At 42.3% G+C, this 15871-nt stretch carries 14 protein-coding genes; 4 read left to right on the plus strand and 10 right to left on the minus strand.

The annotated features are described in order from the left end of the window. Positions 1 to 109: 109 nt before the first annotated feature. On the minus strand, positions 110 to 325 hold the full coding sequence (locus FQ608_RS16790; protein ID WP_158859436.1) for a DUF3820 family protein: 216 nt from the start codon (positions 323 to 325) through the stop codon (positions 110 to 112). Positions 326 to 378: 53 nt separating this feature from the next. Further along, entirely contained in the window at positions 379 to 810 is a 432-nt protein-coding gene (locus FQ608_RS16795; protein ID WP_158859438.1) for a hypothetical protein, read from the minus strand. Between the two features lie 230 nt (positions 811 to 1040). Between FQ608_RS16795 and FQ608_RS16800 the strand changes: the two genes are divergently transcribed. Further along, positions 1041 to 2318 (plus strand): MFS transporter, encoded by a 1278-nt coding sequence (locus tag FQ608_RS16800; RefSeq protein WP_158859440.1) that lies wholly within the window; start codon positions 1041 to 1043, stop codon positions 2316 to 2318. Between the two features lie 331 nt (positions 2319 to 2649). Here FQ608_RS16800 and argH read toward each other — a convergent pair whose 3' ends face one another. The 5 genes from argH to FQ608_RS16825 are packed head-to-tail and all read right to left on the minus strand — an operon-like array spanning position 2650 to position 8058. Beyond that, positions 2650 to 3984 carry an argininosuccinate lyase gene (argH, locus tag FQ608_RS16805; RefSeq protein WP_158859442.1) on the minus strand — a complete coding sequence of 445 codons (1335 nt, stop codon included), beginning with the start codon at positions 3982 to 3984 and terminating at the stop codon, positions 2650 to 2652. A gap of 60 nt (positions 3985 to 4044) precedes the next feature. Continuing rightward, positions 4045 to 5112 carry a M20 family metallo-hydrolase gene (locus FQ608_RS16810; protein WP_158859444.1) on the minus strand — a complete coding sequence of 356 codons (1068 nt, stop codon included), beginning with the start codon at positions 5110 to 5112 and terminating at the stop codon, positions 4045 to 4047. Between the two features lie 28 nt (positions 5113 to 5140). Continuing rightward, positions 5141 to 5941: an acetylglutamate kinase gene (argB, locus tag FQ608_RS16815; protein WP_158859446.1), complete on the minus strand. Its 801-nt coding sequence runs from the start codon at positions 5939 to 5941 to the stop codon at positions 5141 to 5143. A gap of 14 nt (positions 5942 to 5955) precedes the next feature. Then, positions 5956 to 6900 (minus strand): Rossmann-fold NAD(P)-binding domain-containing protein, encoded by a 945-nt coding sequence (locus tag FQ608_RS16820; protein WP_158859448.1) that lies wholly within the window; start codon positions 6898 to 6900, stop codon positions 5956 to 5958. Positions 6901 to 6915: 15 nt separating this feature from the next. Continuing rightward, positions 6916 to 8058, minus strand: a complete 1143-nt coding sequence (locus FQ608_RS16825; RefSeq protein ID WP_158859451.1) for an aspartate aminotransferase family protein — start codon at positions 8056 to 8058, stop codon at positions 6916 to 6918. A 31-nt stretch (positions 8059 to 8089) separates the two neighbouring features. Between FQ608_RS16825 and FQ608_RS27805 the strand changes: the two genes are divergently transcribed. After that, the gene (locus FQ608_RS27805) at positions 8090 to 8218 is read left to right on the plus strand and encodes a hypothetical protein (RefSeq protein WP_262885514.1); all 129 of its coding nucleotides are present in this window, start codon (positions 8090 to 8092) and stop codon (positions 8216 to 8218) included. On the opposite strand, the gene argC is transcribed toward FQ608_RS27805, so the two are convergent. The 3 genes from argC to FQ608_RS16840 form a co-directional block, all read right to left on the minus strand. After that, positions 8215 to 9183, minus strand: coding sequence for an N-acetyl-gamma-glutamyl-phosphate reductase (gene argC / locus FQ608_RS16830; RefSeq protein WP_158859453.1), 969 nt, complete (start codon positions 9181 to 9183; stop codon positions 8215 to 8217). The genes FQ608_RS27805 and argC overlap by 4 nt on opposite strands. Further along, entirely contained in the window at positions 9173 to 10378 is a 1206-nt protein-coding gene (argG, locus tag FQ608_RS16835) for an argininosuccinate synthase (protein WP_158859455.1), read from the minus strand. Before argG ends, argC begins: the two co-directional genes overlap by 11 nt. A gap of 147 nt (positions 10379 to 10525) precedes the next feature. Then, complete coding sequence (locus FQ608_RS16840; RefSeq protein WP_158859457.1) at positions 10526 to 11212, minus strand: GNAT family N-acetyltransferase; 687 nt, start codon at positions 11210 to 11212, stop codon at positions 10526 to 10528. Positions 11213 to 11718: 506 nt separating this feature from the next. Between FQ608_RS16840 and FQ608_RS16845 the strand changes: the two genes are divergently transcribed. Together FQ608_RS16845 and FQ608_RS16850 are read left to right on the plus strand one after the other, a co-directional pair. Next, on the plus strand, positions 11719 to 13701 hold the full coding sequence (locus tag FQ608_RS16845) for a heavy metal translocating P-type ATPase (RefSeq protein WP_158859459.1): 1983 nt from the start codon (positions 11719 to 11721) through the stop codon (positions 13699 to 13701). Positions 13702 to 14024: 323 nt separating this feature from the next. After that, a complete protein-coding gene (locus tag FQ608_RS16850) occupies positions 14025 to 15839 on the plus strand; it encodes a purple acid phosphatase family protein (RefSeq protein WP_158859461.1) in 1815 nt (604 codons plus the stop codon). Positions 15840 to 15871: the final 32 nt, after the last annotated feature.

The raw sequence follows: 15871 nt of genomic DNA on the forward strand, positions 1-15871 counted from the left end.
ATTGCAATATTTCAATAGATACAAAAAGTGAGGAGGTATTGTAATCCAATAATGGCAAAAAACAGACCTGCTAAAACCCCTTGATAAAAAAAAAATCTACTATCATAGATCAAATAGACTTTTTAATTCCATCTATTAAATAAGTAAGACCGTTTAACCTTATTTCATACATGGTTTGCATCCACATGCCCAATTTCCCAGGGGGAAATCCCTGTCGATTAAACCAAACCAGGTAATGCTCTGGTAAGTCGCAGATAAGTTTGTCCTTGTACTTTCCAAAGGGCATTTTTTGGGTAACAATTTCAATCAGTATATGCTTGTCCATGTGATTTATTTGGAAACAGAAAAAGGCCCTATAATGGGCCTTTGTGATTTATATCAATTTAACCAAGCAGCCCAAGGTATTCGGCTTAAGATCAGAACGAGTCCGACACCATAGAACATATAAATACTTCGGAAGCGATTTCGGCTATCTGTTAATTTTTTAGCCCGGCTGTAACCGACTGTTATCACTGCTACCGCAATGATGTTAATAATCGGATGTTCCAAAGCATACAGCCGACTCATGGAGTCTGACATTGTTTCACCACTTAAGTTTGCAAACCCTAGTGGGCTCAGAAAATACAAAACCAGCCCGATTACCAGTTGCAGGTGTGCGGGAATCAGTCCAAATAGTCCAAACTTCCTGTCTTTCTCCTCAAATGATCGGCCACTCAGCGCTCCTATCAAAGCATATACAAAACTGAAAATAATTCCCAACAATGCTAAATAAGCCAGAAAGGAGTGAAGGTGTTGAAATCCTGTTGTCATGATTGATTGCGTTTATGAATTAGCTAAATAAAGAAAAAATATTGAGATTTATTCGGTTAATGCGGGGATTGTTGGTTGAAAACAAATAATTTATTAAAGGTCAGCAGGGAATTTTTTCTAATTTCGCGTTCTCTTTCAGGTCGGATTAGAATTCTTTGAAAGAATATCCAAACTAAATCACCCAGAAGGCCAATAAAGTTACTGAAAATTTTCTTTGATTTTCCTTATTTATGAACTACATACCTTTTATTAAAGCCAATAGCAAATTACTTTCATTCGGACTCTTGATGACCTGTTTGTCGGGATATGGGCAAACCTATTTGTTAGCGCTGTATGTACCGTTTCTGATTGAGGAATTTTCACTACAAAATGCCCAAATCAGTATCTATTACATGGTGGCAACAATTGCAAGTGCCTTGGTCCTGCCCCAGCTCGGCAAGCTAATCGACACTGTTCGGCTAAAACCGTATACCCTAGTGTCTACATTTGTATTTGTCGTCGCCATGGTTACTATGAGTTATGTTCAACATTGGTTTGTTATTGTTTTGGCATTCTTCGGGCTGAGGATTGCAGGACAGGGACTTTTTAGCCATATATCCATGACCTCCATGTCCAAATACTTTGACAAGGGGAGGGGAAAGGCAATTAGCTTGGCTTCGTTGGGACATCCCTTCGGTCAAGCCATACTTCCAGTAATGGTGGTCGGCATTATTGGCTTGGTAGGTTGGCGGGCCTCCTTGCTGGTGAATGCAGGACTGGTATTGGTGATCGTTCCCGTGTTTTTATATTTTTTTATAAATGAGGACAAGCTAGTGATTCATGAGAAATCTGGAAAGAACAAAAATGAACTGACAAAGAACGTTTCTTCATGGCAAATTATGAAATCCAAGGCCTTTCTGCTGCTTGCTCCCAATATGTTTGTCCTGTCTTTCACCATTACCGGACTGTTCTTTTATCAATTTGCCATAGCGGATTTTAAAGACTGGTCCCTGCAGTGGATGGCAATCGGCTTGACATTTTATGCTATCGCGGGGTCTGTCGCCATTTTGTTTGCAGGCCCGTTAATTGATAAATACACAGCCCGAAGATTTTTCCCATTTTACCTTATCCCATTTATGATTGCCATTGGTTTTATATGGATTTTTCCCCAGTCATGGGTGATTTTCCCCTATATGATTCTGATGGGTGTTTCCGCAGGTCTGGGTAATGCCATTATGTCCGCCTTGCAAGTTGAGCTTTTTGGAGCTTCCTATATAGGAAAGGTTAGAAGTTTGTTCGCTTCCATCATGGTGCTGAGTTCTGCGGTCGGACCGGCGGTATATGGTATTGTTGTCGATGCGGGGTATTCATTTGATATGTTGTTCATTTTCTCAATTATACTGATGTTCCTGGTTATTGCTCAGTCATTTCGGATCATACCTAATTTTACCTATGCAAAAATGAAATACAAGTTTAAAAACCGCCACCGTAGATTTGATTTTTTTCATATCTTTAATCTAAAACATTAAGCACCAAAATTATAGGTTTTCACCGTTTAGAAAGTTTTGAGTTTTCCAACCCTTTCCCTACCTTTAGGAAATACATTAAAAGCATGGAAGTTCTCCTTACCTTATTCATTTTCACGGTATCCTACAGCCTTCTTTTTCTCTCATTTTTTCCGGTGCGCTCGTTAAAACGCATTCAAAATTTAACTGAAAGCCCAAAAGAGAGTCAATCTTACAGACAATATAATCTGACTTGGCCTTATTTTCTCTCGTTTCTGGGTGGGTATGTTGTAGCCACTGTGATGGTTTATATCATTTGGGATTGGATATAAAGAAATAGCCAAAACAGGTTATTTTACTTGGCCAACAACTTTTCAACACTTTTCTCGACGTATTCAAAATCAAAGGAAACCAGTGCTTTTTGCATTTTAACTTTGATTTCATCTAGGCAAAGATTACCGATACTTCCCTCATGGGAATGTTCGACTTTGGTAGAAGGGCGAAATTCTCCCGCTTCTATATCCATTCCGATTTTCTTATATGCATCCCGGAAGGGCATCCCTTCCAATACCAACCGATTTACCTCTTCCACACTGAATAGATAGGCGTAGAAGTTATCCTCCAAAATGTCGGGCTTAATGACGATGTGTTTCAGCATAAAAGCTGTCATCTGCAAACAATCCTTTAACTGACTTAGATCCGGAAAAACAGTTTCCTTCAACAGCTGTAGATCCCGGTGGTACCCCGTGGTCATGTTTGTTAGTTGAAGGAAGATTGCCTGTGGGCTGCTTTGAAGCTGGTTCGTTTTTGCGCGGAGGAGCTCGAATACATCCGGATTTTTTTTGTGCGGCATGATGCTGGATCCGGTCGTCAATTCATCCGGAAAGGTTACAAAAGCAAAATGTTGGTTCATAAATAGGATGATATCCGCAGAGAGTTTATTCAAGGTACCTGCGGTGCTGGCAGTGGCAAACGACAGAAACTTCTCCGTTTTTCCCCGGCTGTTCTGCGCGTTGATTACATTGTAATGAAGATCTGCAAAGCCCAGAAGCTGGGTAGTCAAGGAACGGTTAAGGGGAAAAGACGAACCGTAACCCGCCGCCGATCCGAGGGGGTTTTGGTTGACCAAATGGTAGGCTGCACGCCACAGTTCAAGGTCCTCGACCAAGGCTTCGGCTAAGCCCCCAAACCATAAACCAAAGGATGAAGGCATGGCCAATTGGGTATGGGTATAGCCGGGCATAAGGTGGTTTTTATACCTTTCTGCCAGCATTATCAAATCCGTAAATAGGAAGTTTATATCATTAATAATCAGTTGTATCTCGTGTCTGTAATAAAGCTTTAGATCAACCAAAACTTGATCATTTCTGGATCTTCCACTATGCAGTTTTTTTCCTACATCCCCATACCTTTGGGTTAGCAAAAATTCAACCTGACTGTGAACATCTTCTACACCCGGAGCAATGGAAAAAGTGCCAGCCTCTATTTCATCCCAAATCTCAATCAGTCCTTTTCGTAAGGCAGTAAGTTCGTCAGCAGTCAGCAATCCTATCTCTTGTAGCATCTGCGCATGCGCCAACGATCCCAAGACATCAAAGGGTGCAAGGAGTATGTCAAATTCCGGATCACGGCCGATGGTGAATGATTCTACTTCTTTTTTATTGCTGCTGTTCTTTTGCCAAAGTTTCATGGAGTGATTTTGTTTTTTTCTAATCGGTTAATTTGCATGTATGCAGATTGATTAGATATTTTAAGTTTCGTTGAGTTCGGAATAGTGGTTCAGTAAATTTACATAGGCATCAATGCCTTCGTAGATTTCATGGACAAAAATGAATTCGTCCGGGGTATGGGATCGGGCTGAGTCTCCCGGTCCGATTTTTACAGAAGGATAGGGAATGAGTGCCTGATCCGAAAGTGTTGGACTGCCATACTGTGAGATACCGAGTTTGTCAGCCAACTGAATGATCTTATGTGTCGGATCGATTCGGGACGAATTTAGCCGGAGCGAGCGAGGTGTTAATTCCGCTTTTACCTGTTGTTTTAATTCATTTAGGATTTCCTCCAACGTATATGCGTCCGTAACACGAACATCCAAGGTGTAAGTACAGATGTCAGGAACGACATTATGTTGACTGCCTGCCTGTATTATAGTTGCCGTGACTTTGTTTTTCCCCAGATAATTGGAAGATTTTTGAAATTCGTAATCCCTTATAATAACTAGGTCATCAAGCGCGAGGTAAATGGCGTTGATTCCTTCGTTTCGGGCAGCATGTCCGGCTTTTCCTTTTATCACAGCGTCAATGACGACGAGCCCTTTTTCGGCAACGGCCATTTGAAGTAGGGTAGGTTCTCCAACTATTGCCAGTTCCAATGATGGTAATAAAGGTAATACGCTTTCTATGCCGTTTTGTCCGCTGATTTCCTCTTCTGCTGTAGCGGCCAATATCAGATTATAAGGAAGCTTTTTTTCATAAAAATATATAAATGTGGCGATCAGGCTAACCAGGCAACCTCCGGCATCGTTACTCCCTAACCCGTATAATTTTCCGTCTTCTATTATTGCCTGAAAGGGATCCCGAGTATATCCTTGATTCGGTTTTACGGTATCATGGTGTGAATTTAGCAGAACAGAAGGAAGGGCCGGGTTAAAGTTTTTGTTTTTTGCCCAGATGTTGTTTCCCGACCTTTCCCAGGTGATTTTTTTTGCTGTCAGATAGCTTGAAAGAACCTGTGCTGTTCGGTCTTCTTCCCGGCTGATCGATGGCGTCTCGATTAGGGACTTTAATAGCGTGAGTGCTTCTTCTTTGAGATTGTTCAAGATTACTAATAAGGCTTCGTTTAGCAGGTTAATATAAATCGTATTTTTGGCTTCTTATAGTGGTGCCTGAATTTTTACCTTTTGCTGCCATCAGGAGATTTTCCGGAAGACCTACCCAAACATTGGCTACACCTTTGTTAAGTGCGTCAAAGGCATTGTCCAGCTTGGGTATCATGCCCGAATGAATGATTTTTTCCCTTTTCAGTTCTTCGTAAATATCTTCGTTGATAAAAGGAACCAAACTGTTGTCGTTTTTTTCATCCATCAATACCCCACAGCGGTCAAAACAGAAAAAAAGATTTACAGTGTGTTTTTTGGCCAGCGCGGTTGCCACACAAGACGCTATGGTATCCGCATTGGTGTTTAGCAATTGGCCTTTTTTGTCGTGGGTAATGGCACAGAGGGTAGGTGCGATATGCTCGCTGACTAAGGTGGTAAGAAGATGGGTATTTACCTCTACCACATCTCCGACGAAACCATAGTCAATATCTTTCACCGGACGCTTTACTGATCGAATCACGTTACCATCTGCACCTGTCATTCCGATGGCATTTTGTCCGAAACGCTGCAACTGTGCCACCAATTGCTTATTGATTAATCCGGCATAAACCATGGTCACAACATCCAAGGTTTCTGCGTCGGTAATTCTCCGTCCGTCTTTCATTTGGGGTGCGATCCCGAGTGAGTTTCCGATTCGGGAAGCCAAAACCCCGCCGCCATGTACAAGTATTTTATAGCCTGGAAAGGCTGCGAAAGCGCGTAGGAATTCCGTGGATTTTTCAGGGTGATCGATGACATTTCCACCGATTTTGATCACATTGATTTCCATAAACTTTCGATGTTTTAAGAAATGATTTTATCCAAGACTGCCTGAGCAGCGAAAATTCTGTTTTTTGCTTGCTGCTGCACCAAACTTCTAGAACCGTCCAAAATTTCATCCGACAATTCTAGGTTCCTCCTTACAGGAAGGCAATGCATTACTTTAGCCTCAGGACTTCGCTTTAGTTTTTCTTCTGTGAGCAGCCAAGGTTCGTCCACGTGGATGATTTTCCCATAGGACTGGAATGCACTCCAGTTTTTGACATAAACAAAGTCGGCATCCTCCAATGCTTTGGCTTGATTATGTTCAATGGTCGCCCCAGCAGTAAACCGTTCGTCAAGCTCATAGCCTTCCGGATGGGTAATTGTTAAATCGTAGTTACATCCCAATGTCCATTCGGCAAACGAATTGGCGACTGCATGGGGAATGGCTTTTATATGCGGAGCCCAGGTAAGGACTACCTTGGGTTTGGTGTTCTCTGATAGGTTTTCTTTGATGGTCACCATATCAGCCAAACTCTGCAAAGGATGCCTAATGGCAGACTCCAGACTTACTACCGGCAAATTAGCGTATTTGATGAATTGATTTATGGTGAAATCATCCGAATCCTCTTTCTTATTAGATAGTGAGGGAAAGGCCCGGATTGCAAGTACATCAAAATAACTTCCAAGCACCGCAGCAGCATCTTTAATATGCTCCACTGTCATCTTGTTCATAATGGCTCCTTCCTGCATTTCCAAGGCCCAGCCGTCCTTGTCCATATTTAGCACGATACTTTCTATTCCCAAATTGGATGCTGCGATTTGAGTGCTTACCCGGGTTCGTAGACTTGGGTTCAGAAAAATTAATCCCAAACGCTTCCCCTTACCCTTTGCATCAGCGGCAAGGGGTGCGTTTTTAAAATATAGTGCTTTGTCAATTAATTCTTGGGCGAGGGTATTGGATTCAAATTGCGTAAAATGCTTCATCAAGTGTAGTTATTATCAAGCTTCTTTTAGTTCCAAAACAGCCTGAAGGCTATCAATAAATAAATGTAGGGCTTTTGCGTCGATAGTTAAAGGTGGCAGCAAACGTATTGTGTTTTTTCCTGCCGCACTTCCGGTGAAAATCCGGAATTTATGAACAAGTTCCGACCTTACGGGTCCGGCTTCTCTGTCTAAATCTATCCCTATCATCAAACCTCTTCCCCGTATGTCGGTAACTGATTCTATTTTGGAAAGCTCCTCCATGATCCAATTACCTTGATGGAGGGCATTTTCCATCAATTTTTCATTTTCAATTACTTCCAGTACTGCCAACCCTGCGGCGCAAGCCAAGTGGTTACCACCAAATGTAGTGCCCAACAACCCGTATGAGGCTTTGAAATCAGGATGAATTAGAACGCCTCCTATAGGAAACCCATTACCCATTCCCTTTGCTATAGTGATCAAGTCCGGTCGCAACCCTTCAATCCATTGGTGGGCAAAAAACCTGCCAGTTCTACCATAACCTGACTGTACCTCATCTAAAATTAGCTTGGCCTGGTATTTTTCACATAAGCCAGCTAAACCCAACACAAACGCAGCATCAGGAACCTGAACGCCGTTTACCCCTTGGATCCCTTCTATGATGATTCCGGCCACTTGACCTTTCCTCAGTAGTTCTTCCGCACTTTCCAAATCCCCAAATGAAAGGAAATGAACTTTATGATGGCTGTTAAACGGTGCTACAATTTTTGGATTGTCCGTAATGGCGACTACTCCGGAGGTCCTTCCGTGGAAAGCCCCTTTGAATGTAATAAAGGAATCTTTTCCGGTAGCAAATGAGGCTAATTTCAACGCATTCTCGTTTGCCTCAGCACCCGAATTACATAAAAAAAGGTCATATTCCGGGTATCCGGACATATTTCCCAATTTTTTGGAAAATTCCTGTTGGATGGGAATTTTTACGGAATTTGAATAAAACGCAATATTATTCAGTTGGCTAGTAATTCTATCCACGAAATGTGGGTGGGTATGGCCGATAGAGATGACCGCATGTCCTCCATACAGGTCAAGGTATTCATTGCCTTCTTCGTCCCATAGGGTAGCCCCAAGCGCCTTTACCGGAGTAACATCGATTAGTGGGTAAACGTCAAATGGTTTCATATGTTTGTATTTGTTTTTCAGCGGTCATAACTTGTCCCGATTTATCGGGGTGGAATCCCTGCCTGCGGCAGGCAGCATGTTGATAATCATCCCACTATGTGACGGTTACGGCATGCCTGCCTGTCCCGTAGGCAGGCTCGATTTCAAAGTGGTAGGTTAAAAGACCGTACTTTTAAGTCGTAATCCTGATTTTTCATCCAGCCCAAAGGCCAGGTTTAGATTTTGAACGGCTTGCCCGGAGGCCCCCTTCAATAAGTTGTCAATGGCAGAATAGATTACCAGTTGACCTGCTTCCTTTTTAAGATGGACCAGGCATTTGTTGGTATTTACTACCTGTTTCAAGTCTATGTCCAGTCTGGAAATATGTGTGAATGCAGCCTCACTATAGAAATCCTCGTACGTTTCATAGGCCTCTTCCAAGCTTCCGGAGAAAGGGAAATAGGCGGTAATCCAAATCCCACGGGTAAAATTCCCCCTATATGGTACGAATAGCAGGTCATTTGTAAAGCTGTCATTTAATTGTCCAAAAGTCTGTTTGATCTCCGTCAAATGCTGATGGGTAAATAATTTGTAAATGGAAACATTGTCATTTCGATGACTGAAATGGGTTGGCTCACTTAGCTTCTTTCCTGCCCCGGTACTACCTGTGATTCCTGTTATATGGAGTGCGGCACCTTCTGTAAAGCCTGCCGCCACTGAAGGGGCAAGCGCCAATTGGATACCAGTAGCAAAGCAGCCTGGGTTGGCGATTTTCTTTGAATTTTGAATCGTATCCCTATTCACCTCCGGAAGACCATACACAAACCCATTGGTTTCATTCCTGAAATCAGTGCTGAGGTCGATAATTACAGTGGAACCTCCAAAACTGTGTTTCTCCAAAAACGGTCTTGTCTCCCCATGCGGTAGGCATAGGAAAACAGCGTCAAGTTCCGAAGTACTCACTACATCTGTAAAAACCAAAGTTGACTCACCGATTAAATCAGGGTGAACCTCCTCCAGTTTCCTGCCTTTTTGGCTGTTGCTGTGAATGTAGCTTATTTCTACCTCCGGATGGTGAACGAGCAGTCGAAGGAGTTCTCCCCCGGTATACCCCGCTGCACCAATCACTGCGGTTTTAATTTTCATCTTCAGAAAGGGTTTGGTTCACTTTATGAAATATTGCGGTTTGGTTGCCAAGGATTTTGGTAAAGCCTTTGACGTCATCGGCCGTATATCCTTTGTTCATTTCTCCATAGCTACCAAATTTAGAGGACATAAGGTCATGGGCCGATTCAATGCCTATTAGGTTGAATCGGTATGGGTTAAGAGCTACCATCACTTTCCCGGTTACGAACTTTTGGGTATCTTCCAAGAATGCTTCTAGGTTTCTCATCACGGGGTCCAAGTAGTGGCCTTCATGCAAGTGGTTTCCATAAAACTCCGATAGTTGATTTTTCCAAAATGATTGCCACTTTGTAAGTGTATGTTTCTCCAGCAACTGATGTGATTTGATAATGATCAACGGGGCGGCGGCTTCAAAACCAACTCTACCCTTGATGCCTATGATGGTATCTCCAACATGTGTATCCCTTCCAATACCATAAGGCCCAGCCATTTCCTGGACTTTTAATATGGCATCCACCGGATTGTCATATTGCTTATCATTGACACCTTTCAGCTCGCCGTGCTCAAAAGTCAATGTAAGCGTCTTCGTCTCCTTCTCGGTGGCTTGGGTAGGGTAGGCGTCTTCAGGAAGGGATAAGTTGGATGTCAATGTCTCTTTTCCGCCTACGGACGTTCCCCATATTCCTTTATTGATGGAGTAAGCCGCTTTCTCAAAATTCATACTTACCCCATGTTTTTTCAAATAGGCTATTTCTTCCTCCCTGCTGAGTTTCAGGTCACGGATAGGAGTAATGATTTCAGCTCCAGGAAGGATGGTTTGGAAGATCATATCAAATCTTACCTGATCATTTCCCGCCCCCGTACTTCCGTGGGCTACCGCTGTTGCTCCGATTCCTTTGGCATATTCAGCCAGGGACTTGGCTTGAAGGATTCTTTCCGCACTTACAGAAAGGGGATAGGTTTGATTTTTTAAAACATTCCCGAAAACCAAATATTTAATTACTTCCTGATAATAGGTAGTGGTAACATCCAAAACTTTAAAAGAAGCCACTCCCAAGGTTTTGGCCCTAGTTTCTATTTGAGTAAGTTCCTCTTCACTAAACCCTCCGGTATTGACCAAGACAGCGTGAACCTCATACCCTTTATCCTTTGTTAAATGAATGGCGCAGAAGGTAGTATCCAATCCCCCGCTGTAAGCTAAAACGACTTTTTTCATCTGTTTTTAATTGTTTTTTTCAATAGTCAGTTGGAATCTCGCATTGCAAATAATCATCCCAGTGTGGGACTTTCTCGTCATGCTCGATTTCATGAATATTAAATTAGTTGGATTCCCAATCGGAATCTGTCATGCAATATCTTTGAGTTAATTTTTTTCTTTGTTTGAATTTTCCAGCTCTTTATTTTTTCTGAATTTCAGAAACACATCTTTTTTCACCTTCATCAGATTGATAAAAAGTTGAACATTTTTTTGGAAGTCTTCTCTTAATTTTGTCTGGACACTTTTTTTCTCCGGCTTAGGTTCGTAGAGCATGGCTGTACAGAGACAATTTTGCCGGTTTTTGCTCATAAGAATTTCATAATTCACGCAACTTTTACATCCTTTCCAGAATTCATCATCGGTTGTTAGGTCAGAATAACTCACGGGGTAATACCCCAATTCAGAGTTTATTTTCATTACAGCCGCACCGGTGGTAAGTCCGAATATTTTGGAATCGGGATATTTTTGCCTGCTTAGTTTAAAAACTTCCTTTTTGATTTCCCGTGCCAATCCGCACTTTCGGAATTCCGGAGAAACAATTAGCCCGGAGTTTGCCACAAACTTGCCGTGTCCCCAAGCTTCGATATAGCAAAATCCAGCCCACTTCCCATCCTTGGTAAGAGCAATCACTGCCTTTCCTTCAGACATCTTGGTTTTGATATATTCAGGCGAACGCTTAGCTATACCTGTACCTCTAGCCTGAGCGGAAAGTTCCATCTCGGCTGTGATGGTGTCTGCATATGCATGATGCTGTTCTCCAGCAGGTTTTATAATGAATTTTTGGTTTGTCATGGACATGAGTTGAATACAGAAACTCTTCTACCCCCTTATTAATTCTTCGAAAGATAGGTATTCCCAGAATGCTTGATGAATGATAAAATGGTGATGCGCAAATCAATATCCGCATAGGATATTATAAATAATAACAGGGACTATGCCCTGATAATAGACCTAAAAGTTCTCAATGGAAGAAACAATACCCCAATCATCTGATCTACAGATGCAGAATAAAATTTGGCCGATATAGCAGTATTATTTCTCATTATTTTCGATGCACAAATATTTAAACAAATTTTCACTATTGCAAATTTTTGATGCATTTATTGAGCTTGGAGCTTTTGTTGGTTATATCAATGGGCTCTGGTAAAAATGTATACAAATCTTGTACCGAAAAAATACCCTTGAAAGAACATTTCCAAAGTTTTTAACTTTGGAAATGTTAAACCATATTCTTACAAGGGTATTTGGCTTATCTTGCCTGATATTAGCTTCAATTCGGGAAAAACCTCGCAAAAGAAATGTCTACCAACCAAAAAAACTCCTACGTTGCAGAGAAAAAGGACCAATCTCAGGCAGGCTGCTGCGGGGAAGATAGTTTGACCAATCCGCAAGAAAAAGTCAAAGCCAGCCTTGACTGGAAGCTATATTTCCCGAGTTGTCTGAGCTTTATAATCCTTGTTGCAGGGATCTTGATGGATCATTTTCAGGTTGGTTGGTTTGAGGGAATTTTTCGGATTTCTATCTATGCATTTGCCTACTTGTTGGTTGGTTGGGAGGTTATCCGGATGGCTGCCGTCCACCTGATTAAAGGGGGCCTTTTCAATGAATTCTTTTTAATGACCATTGCCACCTTCGGGGCCTTTTATTTGGGAGAATATGCGGAAGGGGTTGCGGTTATGCTTTTTTATACCATCGGTGAGCTGCTTCAAGGAAATGCGGTACGCAGGTCAAGAAAATCCATCAGGGACCTGATAGATAGCCGACCCACCACAGTGCGGGTCAAACGGGATAAGGCTTATATCTCACTCAGTCCTGAGAAAGTAGGCCTTGGGGAAGTAATACAAGTAAGGGCAGGTGAAAGGCTGGCCTTGGATGGGGTGTTGCTAAACGATGCCGCCGAAATGGATACTGCCGCCCTCACAGGGGAATCTGTTCCCCGACCCGTTTCTTCGGGTGACACGGTTTTGGCAGGCATGATTAATCTAAGTCAGCTTGTAGAAGTTAGAACAACCAAATTGTTTAAAGACAGCGCACTGGCTAGAGTTTTATTTTTGGTTGAGCAGGCAAGTAGTAGAAAAGCAAAAACGCAACGGTTTATTGCCTCATTTGCCAAAATATATACTCCTGTGGTTGTTTTTTCTGCACTGGGATTGGTGATTTTACCATACTTCTTGATTGAAACCTATGATTTAAACGATTGGCTGTACCGGGCACTTGTTTTTTTGGTGATTTCCTGTCCCTGCGCATTGGTCATATCCATTCCTTTGGGTTACTTTGGAGGATTGGGAGCAGCTGCCCAACGGGGGATTTTGTTTAAGGGAGCAAATTACCTCGACGTGATGGCAAAAGTCGACATGGTTGTGTTTGACAAAACTGGGACCCTTACAGAGGGAAAGCTACGGGTCGTAAAATCTGACTTCAGCCAATATGATGGTGATGAAAATAAATTAATGGGTGCTGTAGCCGGATTGGAATCAAATTCCAACCATCCTGTGGCAAAAGCCATTTTGGAATTTTTAAAACCTGACGATGGAAAGCCACCCCTTTCCAAAATCTCCGAAATCGCAGGAAAAGGGCTATCAGGAATTTGGGAAGGCAAGCAATTGGTGGCAGGAAATCTCGCTCTACTGGATGAATTTGGAATTACATATGCAGGAGATATGCGGGAGTTTCAGCAAACATTGATTGGAGTCGGGTTTGAGGGTAGTCTGGTAGGATATTTTTTATTGGCGGACACGGCGAAAATGGACGCTTCAGGTGTCATAGGAGCATTGAAGTCATTAGGAGTTAACGAGTTTTCCATATTGTCAGGAGACCGAATGGCTGTTGTGAAAAAGTTGGCCGATGATCTTGGTATAGAGAATGCTTTTGGAGACCTTTTGCCCGAAGACAAGGTGAGGGAATTTGAGCAGTTATTGGGTAGAAATAGGACGGTGGCCTTTGTCGGCGATGGAATCAACGACGCCCCCGTTTTAGGTTTGGCGGATGTAGGAATAGCCATGGGTGGGATGGGTTCCGATGCGGCCATTGAAACGGCTGACGTCGTCATACAGGATGACAACCTGTCAAAAATTCCATTGGCCATTGAAATAGGGCGAAAAACCCGTCAGATAGTTTGGCAAAATATAGGACTCGCTTTTGGGGTAAAGGCGGTTGTTTTAACACTAGGGGCCTTTGGCATGGCGTCACTTTGGGAAGCTGTGTTTGCTGACGTGGGGGTGGCGTTGTTGGCTATTGGTAATGCGCTTAGGATTCAATATTATTTTAGATATTTCAATTGATATTTATAGATTTTGAGATATTGAGATACAGTAGAAATCGAAGCGAAGCGTAGACCCTGAGGAGCGTAGCGGTTCAGGGTATGGCCTACGGCCGAAATATTGGGAAATTGATATTTATAGATATTTGATACTGGTGGATATTTAATATGGAAATATGGTAGAAATTTAGTAGAAATATGCCTACGGCGAAATAGACCCTGCGGTTGAAATATAATGGATTATGGCGGAAATCGGGGATAAGGGAAGATCCCCGATAGAAAAAATAAAGCGACCAATCTTTTTTTTGGAAAAATTACTTAACATTGTTAAAATATAGTAAACAGATGTTGGTAATCACGATTTTACTGTCGCTCTTTTCACCTTTTTCTAAGGACGTGTATTTGGATTCTTTTCCGGCTCCCCGTCAGGAGTTTTGGTTTTGGAATCAAACAGACTTACCAAGAAATGCTGCCACGAGAAATGATCCCCAAACAAACTATTTGACTGATTTTCGCCAGTTTCAAGAAGCTGAATTATCTTCACAAAACTTATTGAATCAGCCCGTTTCTGCTATTTTTACTCCATTTTCCAATGAAACCGACTTTTACACCAAACCTTTTGCATTGGAATTCCTGCTCCTGAACCATGTCAATCAGCCAGTAGGCTTTCAAGTTAGTATGGATTACTCAGATTCCCAGTCCCTTCAAGTTGGCGTATTTGGGAGGGAAATTCAGTTGGAAGTCACACATGATCAAAAGAATCAAAGGGAATCGCGGCCTTTGAAACCTTGGAAAAGCTACTGGTCCCATCTAATAATAAATTATACGGGAAACGAAATTCAACTTTTTCATCAGGGAGAAAAAATTGCCTCTTTGAAATCCATTGATTTCGGACCGGATACCGAATTGATATTGAAAGGGTTTTTAGAAAATGAGCCTTATATGCAGTTACATGATCTTATCAAGCAGACTGCCAGATACGGAACCTCTTACACACCTAAAGAAGCCCAAAGTCGGTTTAGCTACCTTCAAAAGCATATTTTAACAGGAAAACTTTATCCGGATAAATTTCACTTTCTAGCTGGGCCCTACTTGAATCATATTACCACCAATTCCGCTCAGTTGGTTTGGGAAACCGATCAACCTGCTACTGGAATGATCTCATTTGGAGAAAAACTTCCTCTTGATCAAACCATTCCTATTCAAGAAAATTCAACACTGATTAGGAATGCCGTAATTGAAAATCTAAAGGCTGGAACTACCTATTATTATCAAGTTAGCCTTTCCAACACTCGTGGAGAAACATTTCAAACTCCGGTACTTACTTTTCAGACCGTAAAGCATAGACCGTCGCCAATTATGTTTGGAATAATCAGTGATACCGAAAGCCGACCCCACATCAACAATCGGGTAGCCCAATTGATGTGGGACGAACGTCCGGATTTTTTGATTCACCTGGGAGATCTCACTGATGGTGGCAAGAAGGAAAATAAATTTCAGTGGACCATGGAATATTTCCAGGGTGTTGGACCCTTGACCACTAGAATTCCCATCGCTACCGTACCCGGAAATGGTGATGATGATTTATATTGGTATAGTCAATACCATCCGCAGACCGGTGAAAAGGCGTATTATCGGTTTGATTATGGAGAGGCTTCATTTTGGATGCTTAACAGTAACCTGAAAAACGAGCTTCAAACCGGGGGTTCCCATTATGACTGGCTGAAACGCGAGCTCGGGGAAAGTCAGGCGAAATGGAAATTTGTAGTCCTGCATCATGCACCCTATTCCTCGGATGAAGATGATTATGGGAATACTTGGGCAGGTCCGAGTACCTTGGGAGATCCAAACCTTAGCAATTTGGTCAGTTTATTGGAAGATCAATCCGTGGACATGGTTTTCTATGGACACCTTCATACCTATATGCGGACCAATCCGATTTATAGGGGAAAAGTTTCCAGCGACAACGGCATTGTATATATGCAGGTTGGTGGGGCAGGGGGAAACTTGGAAGACAATGCACCAACCCGGACTTGGTTTGCTGCAAAGAACTATAGAGGACACCATTACAGTACTGTGCAGTTGGTGGAAGATGAGTTGGAGGTAAGGACTTATAATCTGGAGGGGAGTCTTATTGATATATGTGCGTTGAGGAAGTGATTTCCTATTCCCGGATTGCACATCGTAGTGGC

It is taken from the genome of Lunatibacter salilacus, assembly GCF_009797935.1.
GTDB lineage: Bacteria > Bacteroidota > Bacteroidia > Cytophagales > Cyclobacteriaceae > Lunatibacter > Lunatibacter salilacus.